14 protein-coding genes and 2 pseudogenes are annotated in these 15,646 nt (G+C 68.2%); 9 read left to right on the top strand and 7 right to left on the bottom strand.

From position 1 onward, the window contains the following. Positions 1-723 precede the first annotated feature (723 nt). Positions 724-1,257, bottom strand: coding sequence for an EF-hand domain-containing protein (locus tag AB0J02_RS33125; protein ID WP_363197511.1), 534 nt, complete (start codon positions 1,255-1,257; stop codon positions 724-726). Between the two features lie 592 nt (positions 1,258-1,849). Between AB0J02_RS33125 and AB0J02_RS33120 the strand changes: the two genes are divergently transcribed. From AB0J02_RS33120 to AB0J02_RS33105, 4 genes are all read left to right on the top strand, one after another. Then, positions 1,850-2,605, top strand: coding sequence for a (5-formylfuran-3-yl)methyl phosphate synthase (locus AB0J02_RS33120; RefSeq protein ID WP_363197510.1), 756 nt, complete (start codon positions 1,850-1,852; stop codon positions 2,603-2,605). Between the two features lie 8 nt (positions 2,606-2,613). Next, complete coding sequence (locus AB0J02_RS33115; protein WP_363197509.1) at positions 2,614-2,787, top strand: hypothetical protein; 174 nt, start codon at positions 2,614-2,616, stop codon at positions 2,785-2,787. Then, on the top strand, positions 2,784-3,878 hold the full coding sequence (locus AB0J02_RS33110; RefSeq protein ID WP_363197508.1) for an NAD(P)-dependent alcohol dehydrogenase: 1,095 nt from the start codon (positions 2,784-2,786) through the stop codon (positions 3,876-3,878). Before AB0J02_RS33115 ends, AB0J02_RS33110 begins: the two co-directional genes overlap by 4 nt. A gap of 248 nt (positions 3,879-4,126) precedes the next feature. Continuing rightward, a complete protein-coding gene (locus tag AB0J02_RS33105) occupies positions 4,127-5,029 on the top strand; it encodes a class I SAM-dependent methyltransferase (RefSeq protein ID WP_363197507.1) in 903 nt (300 codons plus the stop codon). A gap of 216 nt (positions 5,030-5,245) precedes the next feature. On the opposite strand, the gene AB0J02_RS33100 is transcribed toward AB0J02_RS33105, so the two are convergent. Continuing rightward, on the bottom strand, positions 5,246-6,418 hold the full coding sequence (locus AB0J02_RS33100; protein WP_363197506.1) for an epoxide hydrolase family protein: 1,173 nt from the start codon (positions 6,416-6,418) through the stop codon (positions 5,246-5,248). Positions 6,419-6,521: 103 nt separating this feature from the next. Between AB0J02_RS33100 and AB0J02_RS33095 the strand changes: the two genes are divergently transcribed. Beyond that, positions 6,522-7,097 (top strand): CGNR zinc finger domain-containing protein, encoded by a 576-nt coding sequence (locus tag AB0J02_RS33095; RefSeq protein ID WP_363197505.1) that lies wholly within the window; start codon positions 6,522-6,524, stop codon positions 7,095-7,097. A 555-nt stretch (positions 7,098-7,652) separates the two neighbouring features. On the opposite strand, the pseudogene AB0J02_RS33090 reads toward AB0J02_RS33095, so the two are convergent. From AB0J02_RS33090 to AB0J02_RS33070, 5 genes and pseudogenes are all read right to left on the bottom strand, one after another. Beyond that, positions 7,653-7,839 (bottom strand): annotated as a pseudogene (locus AB0J02_RS33090) (hypothetical protein); the annotation flags it as partial. A 47-nt stretch (positions 7,840-7,886) separates the two neighbouring features. Continuing rightward, positions 7,887-9,110: a low temperature requirement protein A gene (locus tag AB0J02_RS33085; protein ID WP_363197504.1), complete on the bottom strand. Its 1,224-nt coding sequence runs from the start codon at positions 9,108-9,110 to the stop codon at positions 7,887-7,889. A gap of 433 nt (positions 9,111-9,543) precedes the next feature. Continuing rightward, positions 9,544-10,803, bottom strand: coding sequence for a hypothetical protein (locus AB0J02_RS33080; protein WP_363197503.1), 1,260 nt, complete (start codon positions 10,801-10,803; stop codon positions 9,544-9,546). A 180-nt stretch (positions 10,804-10,983) separates the two neighbouring features. Further along, a pseudogene (locus tag AB0J02_RS33075) lies at positions 10,984-11,481 on the bottom strand (hypothetical protein). Positions 11,482-11,499: 18 nt separating this feature from the next. Next, a complete protein-coding gene (locus AB0J02_RS33070) occupies positions 11,500-12,024 on the bottom strand; it encodes a hypothetical protein (RefSeq protein ID WP_363197502.1) in 525 nt (174 codons plus the stop codon). A gap of 290 nt (positions 12,025-12,314) precedes the next feature. On the opposite strand from AB0J02_RS33070, the gene AB0J02_RS33065 reads away from it, so the two are divergent. The 4 genes from AB0J02_RS33065 to AB0J02_RS33050 are packed head-to-tail and all read left to right on the top strand — an operon-like array spanning position 12,315 to position 15,644. After that, positions 12,315-13,193: a DoxX-like family protein gene (locus AB0J02_RS33065; RefSeq protein ID WP_363197501.1), complete on the top strand. Its 879-nt coding sequence runs from the start codon at positions 12,315-12,317 to the stop codon at positions 13,191-13,193. After that, complete coding sequence (locus AB0J02_RS33060; RefSeq protein WP_363197500.1) at positions 13,190-14,122, top strand: DUF3419 family protein; 933 nt, start codon at positions 13,190-13,192, stop codon at positions 14,120-14,122. Before AB0J02_RS33065 ends, AB0J02_RS33060 begins: the two co-directional genes overlap by 4 nt. Further along, positions 14,119-14,907, top strand: a complete 789-nt coding sequence (locus AB0J02_RS33055) for a DUF2071 domain-containing protein (protein ID WP_363197499.1) — start codon at positions 14,119-14,121, stop codon at positions 14,905-14,907. The genes AB0J02_RS33060 and AB0J02_RS33055 overlap by 4 nt, the downstream gene beginning before the upstream one ends. Then, the gene (locus AB0J02_RS33050) at positions 14,904-15,644 is read left to right on the top strand and encodes a methyltransferase domain-containing protein (protein WP_363197498.1); all 741 of its coding nucleotides are present in this window, start codon (positions 14,904-14,906) and stop codon (positions 15,642-15,644) included. The genes AB0J02_RS33055 and AB0J02_RS33050 overlap by 4 nt, the downstream gene beginning before the upstream one ends. The last annotated feature ends 2 nt before the right edge of the window (positions 15,645-15,646 follow it).

The following is a 15,646-nucleotide window of genomic DNA, read 5'->3' as shown; positions in this document are numbered from 1 at the left end:
TTGTCACCGATGCCATAAGGGCCCACCCTTGGTTCTGCTGCGCATAGTCGTCAGGGACCTCACTCAAAACATTTCAGCAGCACTTCAGCAGCACTTCAGCGCGCGAGGGGGAGATCAGATGGTCTACGCAGGACCGATGGCGCGAGCCGTCGTAGAGCCGGCCATGCGGGAACTGATGCGTCAGTGCACCGACGGCCAAGAACTCTCCACGACGGTTACCTTGGGCGGAGATGGCTTCAACATGTGTGCCCACATTCGCGTACGTCCAGTAGCACCCGGACAGGTCAAGGTCGCCCTCGCCTGTTGGACCGCGAACACGGATACGGCTCGGTATTTCGGTGACAACCCTCCGAGCGAGGACGAAACACGCCTGCCCCCAGAGGGCACGGCCACGCCGGACGAGTCACTCACCAGCCGTGTGATCGGCCACTTGGCCACCTATACGAACGCCCTCGACGCCCCGCGACCAGAACGTGACGGCTACTTCGCTGTCATTGTCCCCTTCGACACCCCATAGCAACCGATCGGAGGTGGCGGTGCTCGGTGAAGTCCGGGCACCGGTGCCATGCGGCCTGCCGGTTCGGTGACACCGAATCCCGAAACCGCCGTCGGCAATGATCGCCGTCGTCATCGTCACCGGCGGCGGCTTCCTGCTGGGCGGCGAACCATGACCGTGACGCTGTGGCCCGCAGCGTGGGGAGCGAGCCGGCAGGCGGGGCCGGGTCAGGCTGACGGAGCTGCTGCCAGCAGGTCTGCAGGGACGCCGCCCTTGTCGGGGGCGTAGTAGTTCTTGATCTCGGCCTCCCAGACGTCCACCCGGATCCGGTCGTCGGCATCGGGCCTGAAAGCGCCAAAGAGGGCTTCGATGTTGGGCAGTTCGAAGCCGACGCCTCTCATCATGCCGATGAACACCGGTCGTGTGACGGTGCCGCTGCCGTCCACGTCACCGAAGCGTGCGAAGCCGGCCGCGAACTCGTCGACGGCCCCGCTGAAGCGCTCCGGCGACAGCACACATGCCTGGAACTCCTCGTATGTGATCCGGCCGTCGCGGTTGGTATCGAGTTCCCTGGCCAGGGTCTCCCAGTAGCGCCGGAAGCTGGCGCGCATGGCCTGGCCGCGTGCCTCGTCGGCGTCGGGCACAGCCGCGGCGACCCGGTCGCCCATCAGGTCGAAGTCGTCGGATTCCAGGACTCCGTTGCCGTCGGCGTCGAACAGGGTGAAAACGAGTTTCACACGTGTGACTGCTTCGGTGCGCATGTGCTTTTGCCTTTCGTCGGGGCCAGAGACGGCCGTGTGTGTCGGCCGCGCCGTACGGTGTGGGACGGCCCGGCGGCGTGCCGGTGAGCCGCCGCCTGGTGCGGCGAACACCGTGCGGGACGGGGGCGAGTCTGCGGCGAACCGGCCGCGTGGCCGTCCCGCGCCGTCACTATGTACGCTCCGGGGCACGGTGTCCCGCGGGAAACCGGCTGGTCAACAGAATGAGTGAAGATGCCCTTGCTCCGGCATGAACCAACCTCTTCGCCGCCCAGGTGACATCGCCTCCCACCACTCCGCGATGGCGGTCGCGGCCCTGCCCCTGCCGTGGACCGCACAACCGGAGATCCCCTGCACGTGCCCGACCCAGCCGTCGCCCTGTGCCTCCCCACCCACCGCCCCGCGGAGCAGACGGGAACGGTGGGATCCGGCGTGCACGGCGCACTTCATCCCCAGGTAACACTCCGCTCGGTTTCTGTGCGCCCTACCGATGGTCACGGACTGCCGTTGATGATGAGCGGACCGCAAGGAATCCCAGCGACTCCGCACTCCTGCCTGCTCTTTGGAGGGGCAGGCATGCGGGAAGGAGCCCCCGTTGTTACTTCTGATCTCCCCGGACGGCGTCGAGGAGGCCCTCGACTGCGCGAAGGCGGCGGAGCATCTTGACATCGTGGACGTCAAGAAGCCCGATGAGGGCTCGCTCGGAGCGAACTTCCCGTGGGTCATCAAGGAGATCCGCTCCGCGGTCCCGGCCGGCAAACCGCTCTCCGCCACCGTGGGAGATGTGCCGTACAAACCCGGCACAGTGGCCCAGGCGGCACTCGGTGCGGTGGTCTCCGGAGCCACCTACATCAAGGTCGGCCTCTACGGATGTACGACTCCCGAGCAGGCCATCGATGTGATGCGAGGGGTCGTCCGGGCGGTGAAGGACTACAGGCCGGACGCCTTCGTCGTGGCCTCGGGTTACGCCGACGCCCACCGGATCGGCAGCGTCAACCCGCTCGCACTGCCCGACATCGCTCTGCGCTCCGGCTCCGACGCGGCCATGCTCGATACCGCGGTCAAGGACGGGACACGCCTGTTCGACCACGTTCCGCCAGAGGTCTGCGCGGAGTTCGTGCGACGTGCCCACGAAGCCGATGTCCTCGCCGCCCTTGCAGGCAGCGTGAAAGCGGCAGACCTCGGTGTGCTGAACCGTATCGGCACGGACATCGTGGGCGTCCGTGGGGCGGTTTGCGAGGGCGGCGACCGCAACGCCGGAAGGATTCAGCCGCAGTTGATCGCTGCCTTCCGGGCCGAGATGGACCGGCATGCCCGAGAACACACGGCCGCCGTTTCCGCCGCGAGTTGACCGCTGACATGGCCACGCACCAGCCCGTACAGAGGGCCGCTATTCCAGGTGAGCGCTTCGCCGCCCGCGAACCGGCCACGGGCGAGACCTCCACCAAGGCCCCCGGCCGGCAGCCGGACGCGCCGGACGCCGATGTCGTCCGGACCCGCGGGTCGTGGCACAACTGGCAGGTCGTGGCGTGACGAGAAGGTTCGGCGCGGCGGTCCTGCGTTCGTACGAGAGTGAGTTCACCGTCGAGGAGGTACTCCTGCACACGGCACCGGCCGACGGTGAGATCCTGGTCGAGATCGCAGGCTGCGGCATGTGCCGGACCGATCTCGCGGTCCGGCGTTCGGCAGGCCGCTCCCCGCTGCCTGCGGTGCTCGGCCACGAAGGTGCCGGGGTCGTGGTGGAGACGGGCGGGCCGCACACCGGCCTGAACAATGGTGACCACGTCGTCCTGAGCTTCGACTCCTGCGGCCGCTGCCGCAACTGTATGGACGCTGCCTCCGCGTACTGCGATTCCTTCGCCTCGCTCAACCTCTTCGGAGGGCGCAAGGAGAACGCCGCCAGGTTCACCGACGCGGCGGGCGGTGCCCTGGCGCCCCGGTGGTTCGGCCAGTCCTCGTTCGCCGAGTACGCGATGGTCCCGGCCCGCAACGCCGTACGGGTCGACCCCGCACTGCCCATCGAACTGCTCGGACCGCTCGGCTGCGGGTTTCTCACCGGCGCCGGAGCAGTCTTCAACTCCTTCGGCGCCGGGCCCGGAGACACCATCGCGGTATTCGGCGCAGGGGCGGTGGGGCTGGCCGCCGTCATGGCTGCCACCGCCTCCGGAGCGGTGACGGTGGCCATCGACCGGCACCCTGAACGGCTGGCCCTCGCCGAACGGTTCGGCGCGACTCCGCTGCACGCAGCATCACCCGACCTGCCCGGCCGCATCCGGCAGCTGACCGACGGCGGCGCGCACTACGCCCTGGACACCACGGCCTCCGCCCAGCTGATCAACGACGCCCTCCGGGCACTGCGCCCGACCGGCCACCTCGGCCTGGTGGCACGGCTTCACACCACGTTGCCACTTGTACCCGGGGCGCTGGACCGCGGCAGGAAGATCTCGCACATCTGCGAGGGGGACGCGGTACCCGGACTGCTGGTTCCGCGGTTGACCGGTCTGTGGCAAGCCGGGCGTTTTCCGTTCGACGAGCTGATCCGTACGTATCCGCTCGCCGACATCAACGAAGCCGAACGCGACTGCGAAGCGGGCAGCGTCGTCAAACCCGTCGTGATTCCGTAGGCGAGGAGCCGCTGAACGAACCCCCAACGCCCTGTGAGCCGGCCGCTGCGCTGTGGCGAGCCCATGCGAAGTGCTGGGCCCATACGCCGGGTCGGCTCAGCGGAGGAACCGGATGGCCGGAGGTCTGTGCGCCGGCGGATACCGATCCTGGGAGCTCAGAGCCCACACCGCGTTCGTCGCCGGTCCGCCCTCGATCCGTCATACGTATTTTTCGCTGTCCGTGGTCCCCACTCGCCAACGGAGGAAACGTGGTCAGTACAACCCATCGTGACGCTGGGGTGGAGGGCGTGGAAGGAGGTGTGGGGGTGACCGCCCTCATGGTCGCCGCCGCCCGGGCGATTGAGACCTACCGCCACGACACTCTGGTACGGGACATCTATGCGGAGCATTTTGTGCTCGCCGCACCGGCGTCCGCCGGCTGGCCGGTCCGCTTGCAACAGGTACCGGACCGGGACGCGAACCCCCTGTGGGGACGATTCGCGCGCTACTTCGGTTTGCGGACGAGGGTCCTCGACGACTTTCTGCTCCGGTCGGTGCACACGGGCAACGCACGGCAAGTGGTGCTGCTCGGCGCCGGGTTGGACTCTCGTGCTTTCCGGCTCGACTGGCCCTCCGGATGTGTGATCTTCGAGATCGACAGGGAGGGAGTGCTGGCGTTCAAGAACAAGGTGCTCGACGGACTGTCGGCGACCCCAAGGGCGGCACGTGTGCCCGTCCCGGTCGATCTCCGCGCCGACTGGGTCGCAGCACTCGCCGACGCCGGTTTCGACACGGCCGCACCGAGCGTCTGGCTGGCCGAGGGGCTGCTGTTCTACCTGCCGGCCATCGCCGAGGAATTCCTCATCGACACGGTGGACCGGTTGAGCACTGAGGGGAGCGCTCTGGCATTCGAGGTCAAGCTCGACAAGGACTTGATGGAGTATCGCGACAGTCCGCTCTACACCTCGACGACACAGCAGATCGGCATCGACCTACTCAGCCTGTTCGACAGGGAGCCGCGACCCGACTCCGCAGGCGCCCTGGAAAGCAAAGGCTGGGCCACCTCGGTCCACACCCCCTTCGACTTCACCCGCCGGCACGGGCGCGGCCCGCTGCCCGAGGACAATGACGCCCTGGCAGGCAATCGGTGGGTCTTCGCAAACAGGCCTTGACCTCGACGTTCGACCTTTTCCCTCTCGATCGGCGCCGCCCTGGAGACCGGCCCGCACCTCGTGAGGGCCCCAGGAGCCGGGGAAATCCTCCCGGACTGAGGCGACGGATGTGCCCTCGCTCAGCCCGCCGCCGTCTCGATGAGCCCGGTCTGGAAGCCGTCGGGCAACGCCTTGAGCTGGATTGGGCGGTGACCGAGTGCCGGCACCCAGCCGCGTTCACCGATTAGCGGCCAATACTGCGGCGAGGCCCTCTTGCAGGTCCCTGACGAAATACTCGGGAACCTCCAGCGACGGGAAATGTCCCCCGCTTTCGGGCGAACTCCATCGGACGATCTGCCGGTACCGCTCCTGCGCCCAGGGGCGCGGACACTTCTCGACGTCGCGGGGATACATGGTGAGTGCCGACGGGACGTCGACCCGAAGTTCGGGATCGAGTGCGTTGTGGCTTTCGTAGTAAATCCGGGCCGCCGAAGCGCCGGTCCGCGTCAGCCAATACAGGGTGACGTCGTCGAGAATGCGGTCTCTGGGAATAGTCTCGAACGGGCTGTCCACGGTGTCTGACCACTCGGCGAACTTGTCAAGGATCCAGGCAAGCAGCCCGATCGGTGAGTCGACGAGCGAGTAGCCGATGGTCTGCGGTCGGGTCGCCTGCTGCTTCGCGTACGCCGAGCGGTGGCGCCAGAAGTCACGGGTTTCCTCGGTCCACTTGCGCTCGACCGCCGTCAGTCCGTCCGTGGTCAACCCGGGCGGCCCCTCCGCGAACGTGGTGTGGATGCCGAGAACGTGCGCCGGGAACCTGCCGCCGAGAACCGTGGTGATATTCCCTCCCCAGTCGCCGCCGTGGGCCACGAACTTGCTGTAGCCGAGCCTTCCCATCAGTTCCACCCATGCGGCCGCGATCTTTTCGGTTCCCCACCCAGTGGTGGCCGGCTTGTCGCTGTAACCGAAGCCGGGTAGTGACGGGACCACGACGTGGAACGCCGGCGTGTCTGCGTCTTTCGGATCCGCCAGCTCGTCCACTACATCGATGAACCGAGCAATGCTGTCTGGCCAGCCGTGCGTCAAGAGCAGAGGAGTGGCATCCGCGCGCGCGGATCGGCGGTGCAGGAAGTGAATTCCCAGATCGTCAATGGTCGTACGGAACTGGCCGATCCGGTTGAGGCGTTCTTCGAACGATCGCCAGTTGTAGCCGGTGCGCCAGTAGTTCACGACATCGACGAGGTCGGCGAGAGGAACACCCTGTTCCCATCGACGAGGGCCGGGCGCGGCGCCAGAGACCGTCTCGGCCTCCGGCAGTCGCGCCGCGGCCAGTCGCGCGTGCAGATCGTCGAGGTCGGCGTCAGTTGCGCGGGCTTCAAATGCTTGCACGTCACTGGTTGGACGGGGCATGGGGCCTCCTGGCCATCGTGGAACCGGCTACGACCTTTCGAGAACCGTCTAAGACGGTTCTAGCAGTTCTCCGAGCCATGCGGCAACCAGCTAAGGTGGTTCCATGCGTGCTGTGTTCCCTGACTTCCGCCTCGGTAATGTGCTGGCGACCAGCTTCACGGGGACTCTGTCGGAGCGTCATGGCGACGCTGTGGAGCGGATTCCCACGCCGCACCGACTCGTCGACTGGCTGTCGGTGAGCGGCCTCGCCGTGGACACCTGCACCCCTGCCCAGCTCGACCTCGCCCGGGAGTTGAGGGAGTCGATTCACGCCGCCGCGACAGCGGCCGCGATCCAGGACGCTCTCCCCGCGTCTGCTGTCCAAGTCATCAATGACTGCAGCGCTCAGGGTCGGGCCGCGGCGATCCTGACGCCCGAGGGCCAGCGGCGATGGCGGCTCAGCTCGGCTTCCTGTGTGGAAGATGCCCTCAGCGTGATCGCCGCCGACGCGATCAGCGTCATCGCAGGCGAGCGAGACGGGAAATTGGCCTTGTGCGCCTCACCGACCTGCCAAGCCGCCTTCTTCGACACGAGCCAGAGTCGTACCCGCAAATGGTGTGACATGAACACGTGCGGGAATCGTCAGAAGAAAGCGCGCTTCAACGCCAACCAGCGCAAGAACCCCAGATCAGCAAAGTAATCCCTACCTCGTACATCCGCCATGCGCGCGGCACGCTCACGAAGGTTGGAGGGACAGGGGGCGGTCCTGCCCTGACTCGATCTGCTCGGAATCGAGCCTCCATCAGACCTGGAGCGCCGCCCTGGTTCCACTCGTCGATGAGGCTTCGTCAACTGCGTGCCATGGCGCCGGTGGTCCTGGCGGGCGCCTGGTCGGTGCACCGCGACTCTCACCGTGTCGCGCCCGCGGAACGCTCTGGCGCTCATCCCGCCTGAGCCTCGCCCGACGTAATGGTGGAAGTGCCTTGGACACTGACGTCATGTCGGTGACATGACCCCCGCATCCGCGGTCACGCCGTCGGACGATCGCTGCCCGGTCTGCCACGAGCCGACTTCCGCGCAAACGCAGTTGTGGACGCTGAGCTCCCAACACCGCTCATCTGAAGGCGAGGTCGAATACCGCGCCGGTGGCTGCGGCTGCCTCGTCATCCTGATCGACGGCGAGATGATCAGAGCCTCTTCGACGACCGTCGGTAGTCCGTCGCTGGAGATCCGCCCGCAGCGCAGGGCATACGGGTCAGCCTGCGGCAGCGCCCTGAGCGACGGCCCCGGCTCGGGTGAGGGTGAAGCGGTAGGAGCCGGTGCCGGTCTGGATCAGGTTGCCGCCGAGGACGAGGCGGTCGACGAGGGCCGCGCAGCTTCCTGCAGCCCAGCTCATCCATGCGCAAAAGATCGACGCGGCCGCGGCGGGCGATCGTCTTGGTCCGAGTCTTATGGCGCGATGAGCTGGGTGCAGCACCCTCGGGAGTCGTCAACGAGCTTCGGTAGCGAGCGCCCGCAGCATTTGTTGCTGGTGTCGGTGGCCGATCGTCTCGTAGCCGATCACGGTGACGAAGGGGGCGAGCATGACGACGAGCAGGCAGACCGCGATCGCGACGCCGGTCGCGGCCAGGAGAACGGCCACGAGTAGTACGGCGAGCGTGAGGGAGATCAGGAGCAGGTGGAATGGGTCTGCCGCGGACAGCAGCAGGGTGTGCAGCAAATAGACCATCAACAGGTAGAGCCCGACCGGAACGGCCAGGGACAGGACCACGGCGACGTCGCTGAGCTTGGAGTGGTGTTCCAGCTGCAGTCCGGCCACGTGCAGTCCCGCCCCGGCACCGGCGATCCCGATGAACAGGGGGATGTGCCCGTAGCCGAAGAGGTAACCGCGGCTGCGCCGGTGTACGAGGACGTCACCGAAGGGGGTGGAGAAGTAGACCCACCACATGCCGAAGGTCAGTCCGACGCCGGCGATGACGACGGCGATCGCGTTGCCGCTCCAGTGCGTGCCGTCCACCCCGCCGAGGAGACCGCCGGAGGAGGCGACGGTACCGACGACGCCCTCGCCGAGCACGATGATGGCGAACAGGCCGTAGCGCTCGGCGACGTGGTGAGGGTGCCAGGGTGTGCCGCCCGCGGGGCCTTGGGTGAGCACCGGCAGTGCCAGTTCCAGCGCCCCGAGCACGACGAACGCGGTGAACACGGCGGCCAGCGGCAGGTGGGTGAAGGCGACCACGATCCAGCCGAGTTGGACGATCACGGTCCAGCGGATGTTGGCCATGCCGACGTCGTGGTAGGCGGGGGAGTCACGGGCGGCGCGCCACCACTGGAGCACCATGGCAATGCGCATCACGACGTACCCGAGCACCATGACGCGCAGTTCGAGGTGTTCGCCCTCCTCGACGGAGTGGAACATCGCGGGCAGCCCGAGGGAGAACACGACGACGCCGATCATCTGCACCATCGTCAGCGCCCGGTAGAGCCAGTCGTCGGTGCCGAACGCGGAGGCGAACCAGCTGAAGCTGATCCAGGCGACGCTGACCGCGAACATCGCGAGGACGAACGCGGTGACCGCCTGACCCGCGTGCCCTTCGGCGACCATCTCAGCGAAGTGGGACGCGGCCGTGCCGACGGCTACCACGAAGGTGAGGTCGAACAGGAGCTCCAGCGGCGAGGAGACCCGCCCGTGTTCCTCCGGGTCACGCCCTGTCATCGGGATCAGGCGACGTGAGAGAGCAGCTTTATGGGGATTGTCGGCAGCGCTGGTGTGCGGGGAATCGTCCATGTGCACCATCATTTCTGACGCGGTCTGTTACAGGATCGCGCCGCACGGTACCGGTGTTTGCGGGGCCGTCTTCGCCACGCCTTGCCAGGCGCAGACATGTGCTCGCCATGATTCCGTCGCTGACGATCGCGGCATCCACTGAGCCCTGCAGCGGCTGGTCATCTGCCACATTGCCGCCGTACGGGTGGCGAATGGGCCGGACTTCGCCGCCGCGGACGAGTACGGCCCGGGGCAGGGAAGCAGTGTGAGCGCACCGATGTCGCCGACCCTCCAACAGCGCTCAGAACTGGCTGCCAGGACGCCGCGGCCAGGGCTTCGTTCGCGTTGATGCCGAGGCTGTCCAGCCTTCGGGTCCATACGCCTAGGACCCGTCCCTCCGGAAGGACGAGGCCGTCGGGAAGGCGATGTCGGAGCAGCCGCGGCGCCGGGTGACGTCGTCGACGTAGGCGCGGAAGATCTTTGTCATCCGCGGGGACACCAGGCGGTTGTATCCGTGGGCGAGGGTCATGGTGTGGACCTGGGGGTGGCCGTCGCAGATGGAGGAGGCCCACCAGACGGGTTCCTCGGTGCTGCGCCCGGCCTTGCCCGGTTCGGCGGGCTCCGGCTTCTCGTCGGAGGAGGTACTGGTGAGCAGGACCTTCGTCGCGTCCGCGCCGGAGTACGTGTGCAGCGAGACGAACCACTGGCCCGGGCGCTCCGGTCGGATGAGGGATCTGTGCTCGGCCGTGCCCCGAAGGTAAAGCCCTGTCGCCCGGTTCTCATTGACGATCAGTCCGCACTGCTCGTCCCAGAGCTTGGCGTCCGTACGGCTTTCGAGGACCTGGTCCGGGTAGGTCCTCTGTCGCGCGTAGCCCGCCTTGGAGTACCAGGCGCAGGTGCCCTCGGCGCGGGCTGCTGGTATCGGGCCCTCGGACAGCGCTGGGACGTCGTCCGGGGCGTCGGGCAGCCGCTCGGCGCAGCCCAGCCGTTCGGCGAGGTTGTTGGCGGTGCGCACGGCTGTGTCCGCGAGGATGTTGCGGTCCGAACCGCCCAGCTGGCCGCCCTCCAGGAACGACCGCTTCGGGTCCAGTAGTTCGGCACGGGCCCACAGAGCGTTGATGGGCCGGGAGCCCACCTTCCCCTCGGCGCACGGCAGGTGCACCACGACCCCGGCGTCGCCGACGACACCCGCGATACCGCCGCCCAGCGGCTGGGCCGGGTAGGCGGTCCCGCCGTAGGGGTTGAGGAGCTGCTCCAACGGGTCGTCGGCGACCACCTGTTGCGAGCCCGGCATGACGCCCACCGCCCCGGTGAAGAACAGGCGCCCCTCCGAGTCCCTGCCGTGCTGCTCTCCTGCCTCGGTGCTGAACAGCTCACACTCCTGACCGGAGAGCAGGTCGTCGAGCTCGATGGGGTCGTAGGAGACCCGGTGCGTGACCTTGCCGCCCGCCGGGGACAGCGCGAGTACCCGGCCCGCCGGCACGAGCCCCGCACACGCTTCGTCGATCTGATGCCGACCGCTCAGCACCAGCCAGGTCTCCCTGCCACCCCAGCCGATGCCGCCTATGGCGACCAGGCAGAACAGCACATTGGCGACCTTCTGTACCCACTCCGGTGCGCGCACCGTTCCCCCGTCCCCCATGACTCCGATCGCCCCCGAAGCTATCAACCGCCACTGACAGAGCGGCCGTACAGCCACAGGATCCTCACCCGTACCTGAGCGTCGGTGACGAAAAGCCCGCTGCCACGATGGTCCGCGGCTGAACGCAGGATTCGTGTTGTAGCTGCCGCCGCGAGGGCAGAGGGTTGCAATGAGCCGGGTTCACAGTGAGCTGTTCTGGCGTACGCACTCGATGAGGTAGTCGCCCGTATCCGGTTCGATGACGACACCGTGAGCTTCGCTGTGGAAGCCGGGGAAGGCGCGGTCGAAGGCTTCCAGGGCGCCCAGGTAGCGCAGCACCGGGCCGTCGTGGGTGCCGAGTGCTTCTCCGGGCATCAGTACGGGAATGCCTGGCGGGGTGACGGTGACCATGGCGGCGGCCACGCGTCACGCGGCTTCGGCGAGGGGCAGACGTTCTGTGCCGCCCCGGATCAACAACTGGTAGCAACGCTGGGGCGGGGCGACGGGTTGGGGCAGGTCCTGGAAGGCGGTGTCCAGGGCCTCGATCAGGTCCGTGCGGGTGAGGTGTTCGTGCATCTCCTGGCACAGACCGCGCAGGGTGCTGCGGCCGTAGCGCCAAGGATGGCGCTCGACCAGTTCCGGCAGGACCCGGTCCGGCGGGGTGTCGGCATCGGCATCGTGGAGGGCCTTGAAGTCCATCAGGGTGCCCCATTTGCCCTAGGTGATGCGCATGGAGAACAGGACCAGTGTGGTGTACGTGTCGGTCTTCTCCACCACGATGCCGCGTCCCGTGAGGTAGGCGGTCAGGATGCGGGCGGGGATGCCCCACGGCGGGCTCCGGCCCGCGGCTGTGACGCCGGGGCAGGTCAGTGTCACCTTGATGGGGTCCAGCATGCACTGGCCCCGGCTCAGTCCGGGGAAGCCGTGCCATTCGGCATCGGGCTCCAGCTCCCAGCATCGAGGATCGGTCGCCAGCAGAGCCGGGGAAGCGTCGGCGAGCGCCGTCTCCACCCCGCTGTCCGGTTCGGTGACGGTCGCGGGCTGCCAGACGCCGAAGAACCACGGCGGCCGGTCACCGGCCGCCGCGATCCGGCGCCCGGTACGGACGATGGCCTGCCGGAACCGGATCGCTTCGGTGACCGCCTCGTCGACCAGCCACTCTCCCTGTGATCCGTCCATCATCGCCCCGGCGACGTCGAGCGAGGCGATCGCCGGATACTGCGCCGAGGTGGTGCCGTGCACGCGACGCCGCTCTACCTCATCGAGGCCGACAACTGTCCTGAGGGCGCCGGAGGGTCGCGCTGTTTCGCCGCGTTCTCTACCTTCGCCGCCGTGCTCACCTCGTGGAGGAATGCCGGCCCCCTGATCGCGCCCGCAGATTACCGGTCCGACGTCCTTGTTGAGCGGCATCCGATCCGGCCTTGGAGATCGGGCGTTGCTGAAGAGGACCGTCAGCCGCCAGCGGGGAGGTCGCGTTGAGTCCGCATGCACATGGCTGTCACATCCGCTAAGTTGAACACGTTCAAGAAACCGTGTCGACGGAAGCCGTGGGGGCCGTGGCGATGAGACGGAGCGTCAAGACAGGGATGGCCGGCGGGGCGTTCGCCGGCATGGTGGGTGTCGCAGAGGTGCGCGCCTACTACCTGTACGAAGGCTTGACCGGCGGCAACACAGAGCAGGCCGCGCACGCGTCACCCGTCGGGACCGGACGGCACAACGCCGCGGAAGTCCACGCCACCGCACGCGACTTCCTGGCCGCGTGGGCAAAGAACGACCAGCCCGCCGCCGGTGAACTGACCAACCGACCCGACGCCGCCACCACTGCGTTGCACTCCGCGGACAGGGATCACCCGTGGGCTCGGCACACGGACCGTGCCGATGCCGCCGGCGCAGGCGCAGGCGCAGGCGCAGGCGCAGGCGCAGGCGCGAGCGGTGCACTCGGTCGCCTCTCGGGGGCGAGAAGCGAGGGAGGACGTGATCGGCATATGACGGAGACGGGGACGAGGACGGGGCTGGGGGCAGGGACGACGCGGCAGCAGCAGGCGGCGCGTTGCGCGATCGCGCTGGTCTGGTTCTACGAGGGGTTCTGGTGCAAGGTCTGGCCGGGGCGAGCGGATCAGCGGGCCATCGTCGCTGACGTTCCGTTCCTGCCGGGGTGGGCGGTGACAGCGGCGCTGGTGCTGATCGGACTGGCCGAGGTGGGGATCGGAGTGTGGGTCCTCAGCGGGTGGAGGACGCGTGCGGCGGCGGTCGTGCAGACGGCACTCGTGGTGGGGTTCAACTCAGGAGGGCTTCTGTTCAGTCCAGGCCAGATCGAGGAGCCAGGTCGGCTGGTCACGCAGGATCTGGCCTTTGTCGCGCTGATCTGGGCGGTGGCCCGGACGGCGCCGCGCAAGGTGGTGGTCGTGTGAAGGGGACACCTTGGCAGCGCGGCCGGCTCCTCGCCGGCGCGGGAGGGCCCCGCCTGTTGTTCGGGCGGATGTACGAGGACTGGGGCATCGAGCTGACGGTGCTCCCAGAGCCGGGCGCACGGGTGCTGTGTATCGCGTCGGCGGGCGACACCGCCGCGGCCTTGCACGACGCGGGCCACGACGTGACAGCGGTGGACATCAATCCGGTGCAACTCGCCTACGCTCGCGAGCGCCTCGCCTGCGGCAGGACCACCGAAGGATCGGCCGAGGCGATGATGCGGCTGGGGCGACACATCGCAGCGGCGATGGTGCCCGCGTGGCGACAACCGGCGCTGCGCGCCTTCCTGAGCCTCGAAGACCCGGTGGAACAGGCTCGCGTCTGGCGTGCGGAACTGGACACTCCGGGGCTGCGACGGCTGATGAGGGTGGCACTTCGCCCCAGCGGGGCCCTGGCCGTGGCGCTGCGCCCGTCGTTCGCGGACGTCGTGCCGCGACGGTTCGACAACGTGCTCCGGCGGCGCATCGAGCGAACAGTGGCCACTCACCCCAACGCCCGCAACCCGTGGCTGTGGCACCTGCTCTGCGGCACTGAACCGCCGGGTACCGCGGTCCCGACAGCCTCCGGGCCGGCACTCGTCTGCGACGACGTCGTGCACACCCTGGAGCAGGCGCCGGCGGGCAGCTACGACGCAGTGACCCTGTCCAACATCTTGGACGGTCCCGGACCGGACTTCGCCCGTCGGCTGCGCACCGCCGTGCGGCATGCCGTCCGCCCCGGCGGTGTGGTCGTCATACGCAGCTTCCGCGAACCGGGCCCCGCCGGAGCCGGCTGGGCCTCACAGGACCGCTCCGCACTGTGGGGCATCGTGCGGGTGATTCGCCTCGGCGGCGGCCGTGGCCCACGCGAGGACCGGAGGATCGAGCCGTGAGATACCTGCTGCAGCGTCACCCCATCGCGATCAAGGCGCACTTCGCGCATTCGCTGGTGCTGACGTACGCGCTTTCCGCCGAGGCGCTGCGTCCACTCGTCCCGCCCGGTCTTGAACTCGACACCTACCGGGCCACGGAGCAGGATCCGGAACTCGGGTTCGTCGCGGCCGCTCTGGTCGACACCCGCGCCCTGCGGCCGGCACGGTTGCCCGCCCGATTCGGCGGCAACTTCCGGCTGACCGGCTACCGCATCTTCACGCGTTTCCGTACCCCCGGCGGGCGCACCATGCGGGGGCTGCGCATCCTGCGCAGCGATACCGACAGCCGTCTGATGTCACTCGGCGGCAACGCGCTGACCCGCTACAACTACCGCCTGGCCCGCATCAGTTCACAGCTGAACGCCGGAGGGGACACTCTCGATTTCCGCGTGGACAGCGCCGACGGCCAGGCGGACCTGCAGGTGCGCGCCCACCTGCACAGTGCCCCCGCGCCACTGCCCGTCGCCAGCCCGTTCGCGGACCAGCACGCCGCCCGTCGCTTCGCCGGCCCGCTGCCGTACACCTTCGAACACGAACCGCAGACTCGCTCTGTGGTGATCGTCAAGGCGTTCCGTGCGCACTGGGACCCCCAGCCCGTATCCGTCGATGTGCACCGCCTCACCTTCTTCGACCACGGCCCGCTCGCCGGCACCCGTCCGGTCCTGGCCAACGCCTTCCATGTCGCCGACGTGGACTACGGATGGCACCGCGGCCTGCGCCGCGCCGAGAACGGCGGTCTCCGATGAAACGCGGGTCAGGCGTCCGTGACGTCATCGCCTACAACTGGCCTCGGTACGCCACAGGCCTGGCCACCGTCGCCCTCACGACCTCCCTCTCCGGGCGGCCGCACCGCCCTCTGCGCGCACTCGCACGAGCCGGCGCCGTCTCCGCGACGGGCCTGCTCGCCTCGGCGACGGCGGCAAGCTGGTACGTCTACGACCACTCCGGCCTGTACGACTACCACTGGCTGGAAGCACTGCTCCCCGACGTCCCGTCGGCGTACGTGGTGGTGAGCACGGGCCTCGACGAAGTGAGCGGCCCACTGGCCGCACGCTGGCCGACCGCGCGCCAGATCTCTGTCGACCTCTTCGATCCGGAACTGATGACCGAGGGCTCGATCCGCCGCGCCCGCCGCCGTGTTCCACCGCCGGAACACTCCGTCCCGGGACGACCACACGCACTGCCGCCGGAGTCCTCCTCGGTGGATGCCGTGCTGATGGTGTTCGCCGCTCACGAACTGCGCACTGCCGCGGACCGGGAGCGGCTGTTCACGGAGTGCGCCCGACTCCTGCGGCCGGCAGGCACCCTGATCCTTGCCGAACATCTCCGGGACACAGCCAACGTCCTCGCTTTTGGCCCCGGCGCCTGGCACTTCTTTGCCCGAACCGAATGGTTGCGCCTGGCCTCACACGCCAGACTGCGACCACGTGCGGCCAGCAGAATCGCGGGCCTGGTGACGGCCTTCGCGTTCACCAAGGAGTGAGG

Origin of the sequence: Streptomyces sp. NPDC050264 (assembly GCF_040655895.1) — a bacterium.
Taxonomy (GTDB): domain Bacteria; phylum Actinomycetota; class Actinomycetes; order Streptomycetales; family Streptomycetaceae; genus Streptomyces.
Note: the sequence above shows the minus strand (reverse complement) of the source record. Positions and strands in the feature narration are given on the sequence as shown.

What these genes read in the sequence shown, in the direction of transcription:
- AB0J02_RS33125 (WP_363197511.1), bottom strand. Translation starts at nt 1,257, where the DNA reads ATGCGCACCGAAGCAGTCACACGTGTGAAACTCGTTTTCACCCTGTTC.
- AB0J02_RS33115 (WP_363197509.1), top strand. Translation starts at nt 2,614, where the DNA reads ATGGCCACGCACCAGCCCGTACAGAGGGCCGCTATTCCAGGTGAGCGC.
- AB0J02_RS33100 (WP_363197506.1), bottom strand. Translation starts at nt 6,418, where the DNA reads ATGCCCCGTCCAACCAGTGACGTGCAAGCATTTGAAGCCCGCGCAACT.
- AB0J02_RS33095 (WP_363197505.1), top strand. Translation starts at nt 6,522, where the DNA reads ATGCGTGCTGTGTTCCCTGACTTCCGCCTCGGTAATGTGCTGGCGACC.
- AB0J02_RS33085 (WP_363197504.1), bottom strand. Translation starts at nt 9,110, where the DNA reads ATGACAGGGCGTGACCCGGAGGAACACGGGCGGGTCTCCTCGCCGCTG.
- AB0J02_RS33080 (WP_363197503.1), bottom strand. Translation starts at nt 10,803, where the DNA reads ATGGGGGACGGGGGAACGGTGCGCGCACCGGAGTGGGTACAGAAGGTC.
- AB0J02_RS33050 (WP_363197498.1), top strand. Translation starts at nt 14,904, where the DNA reads ATGAAACGCGGGTCAGGCGTCCGTGACGTCATCGCCTACAACTGGCCT.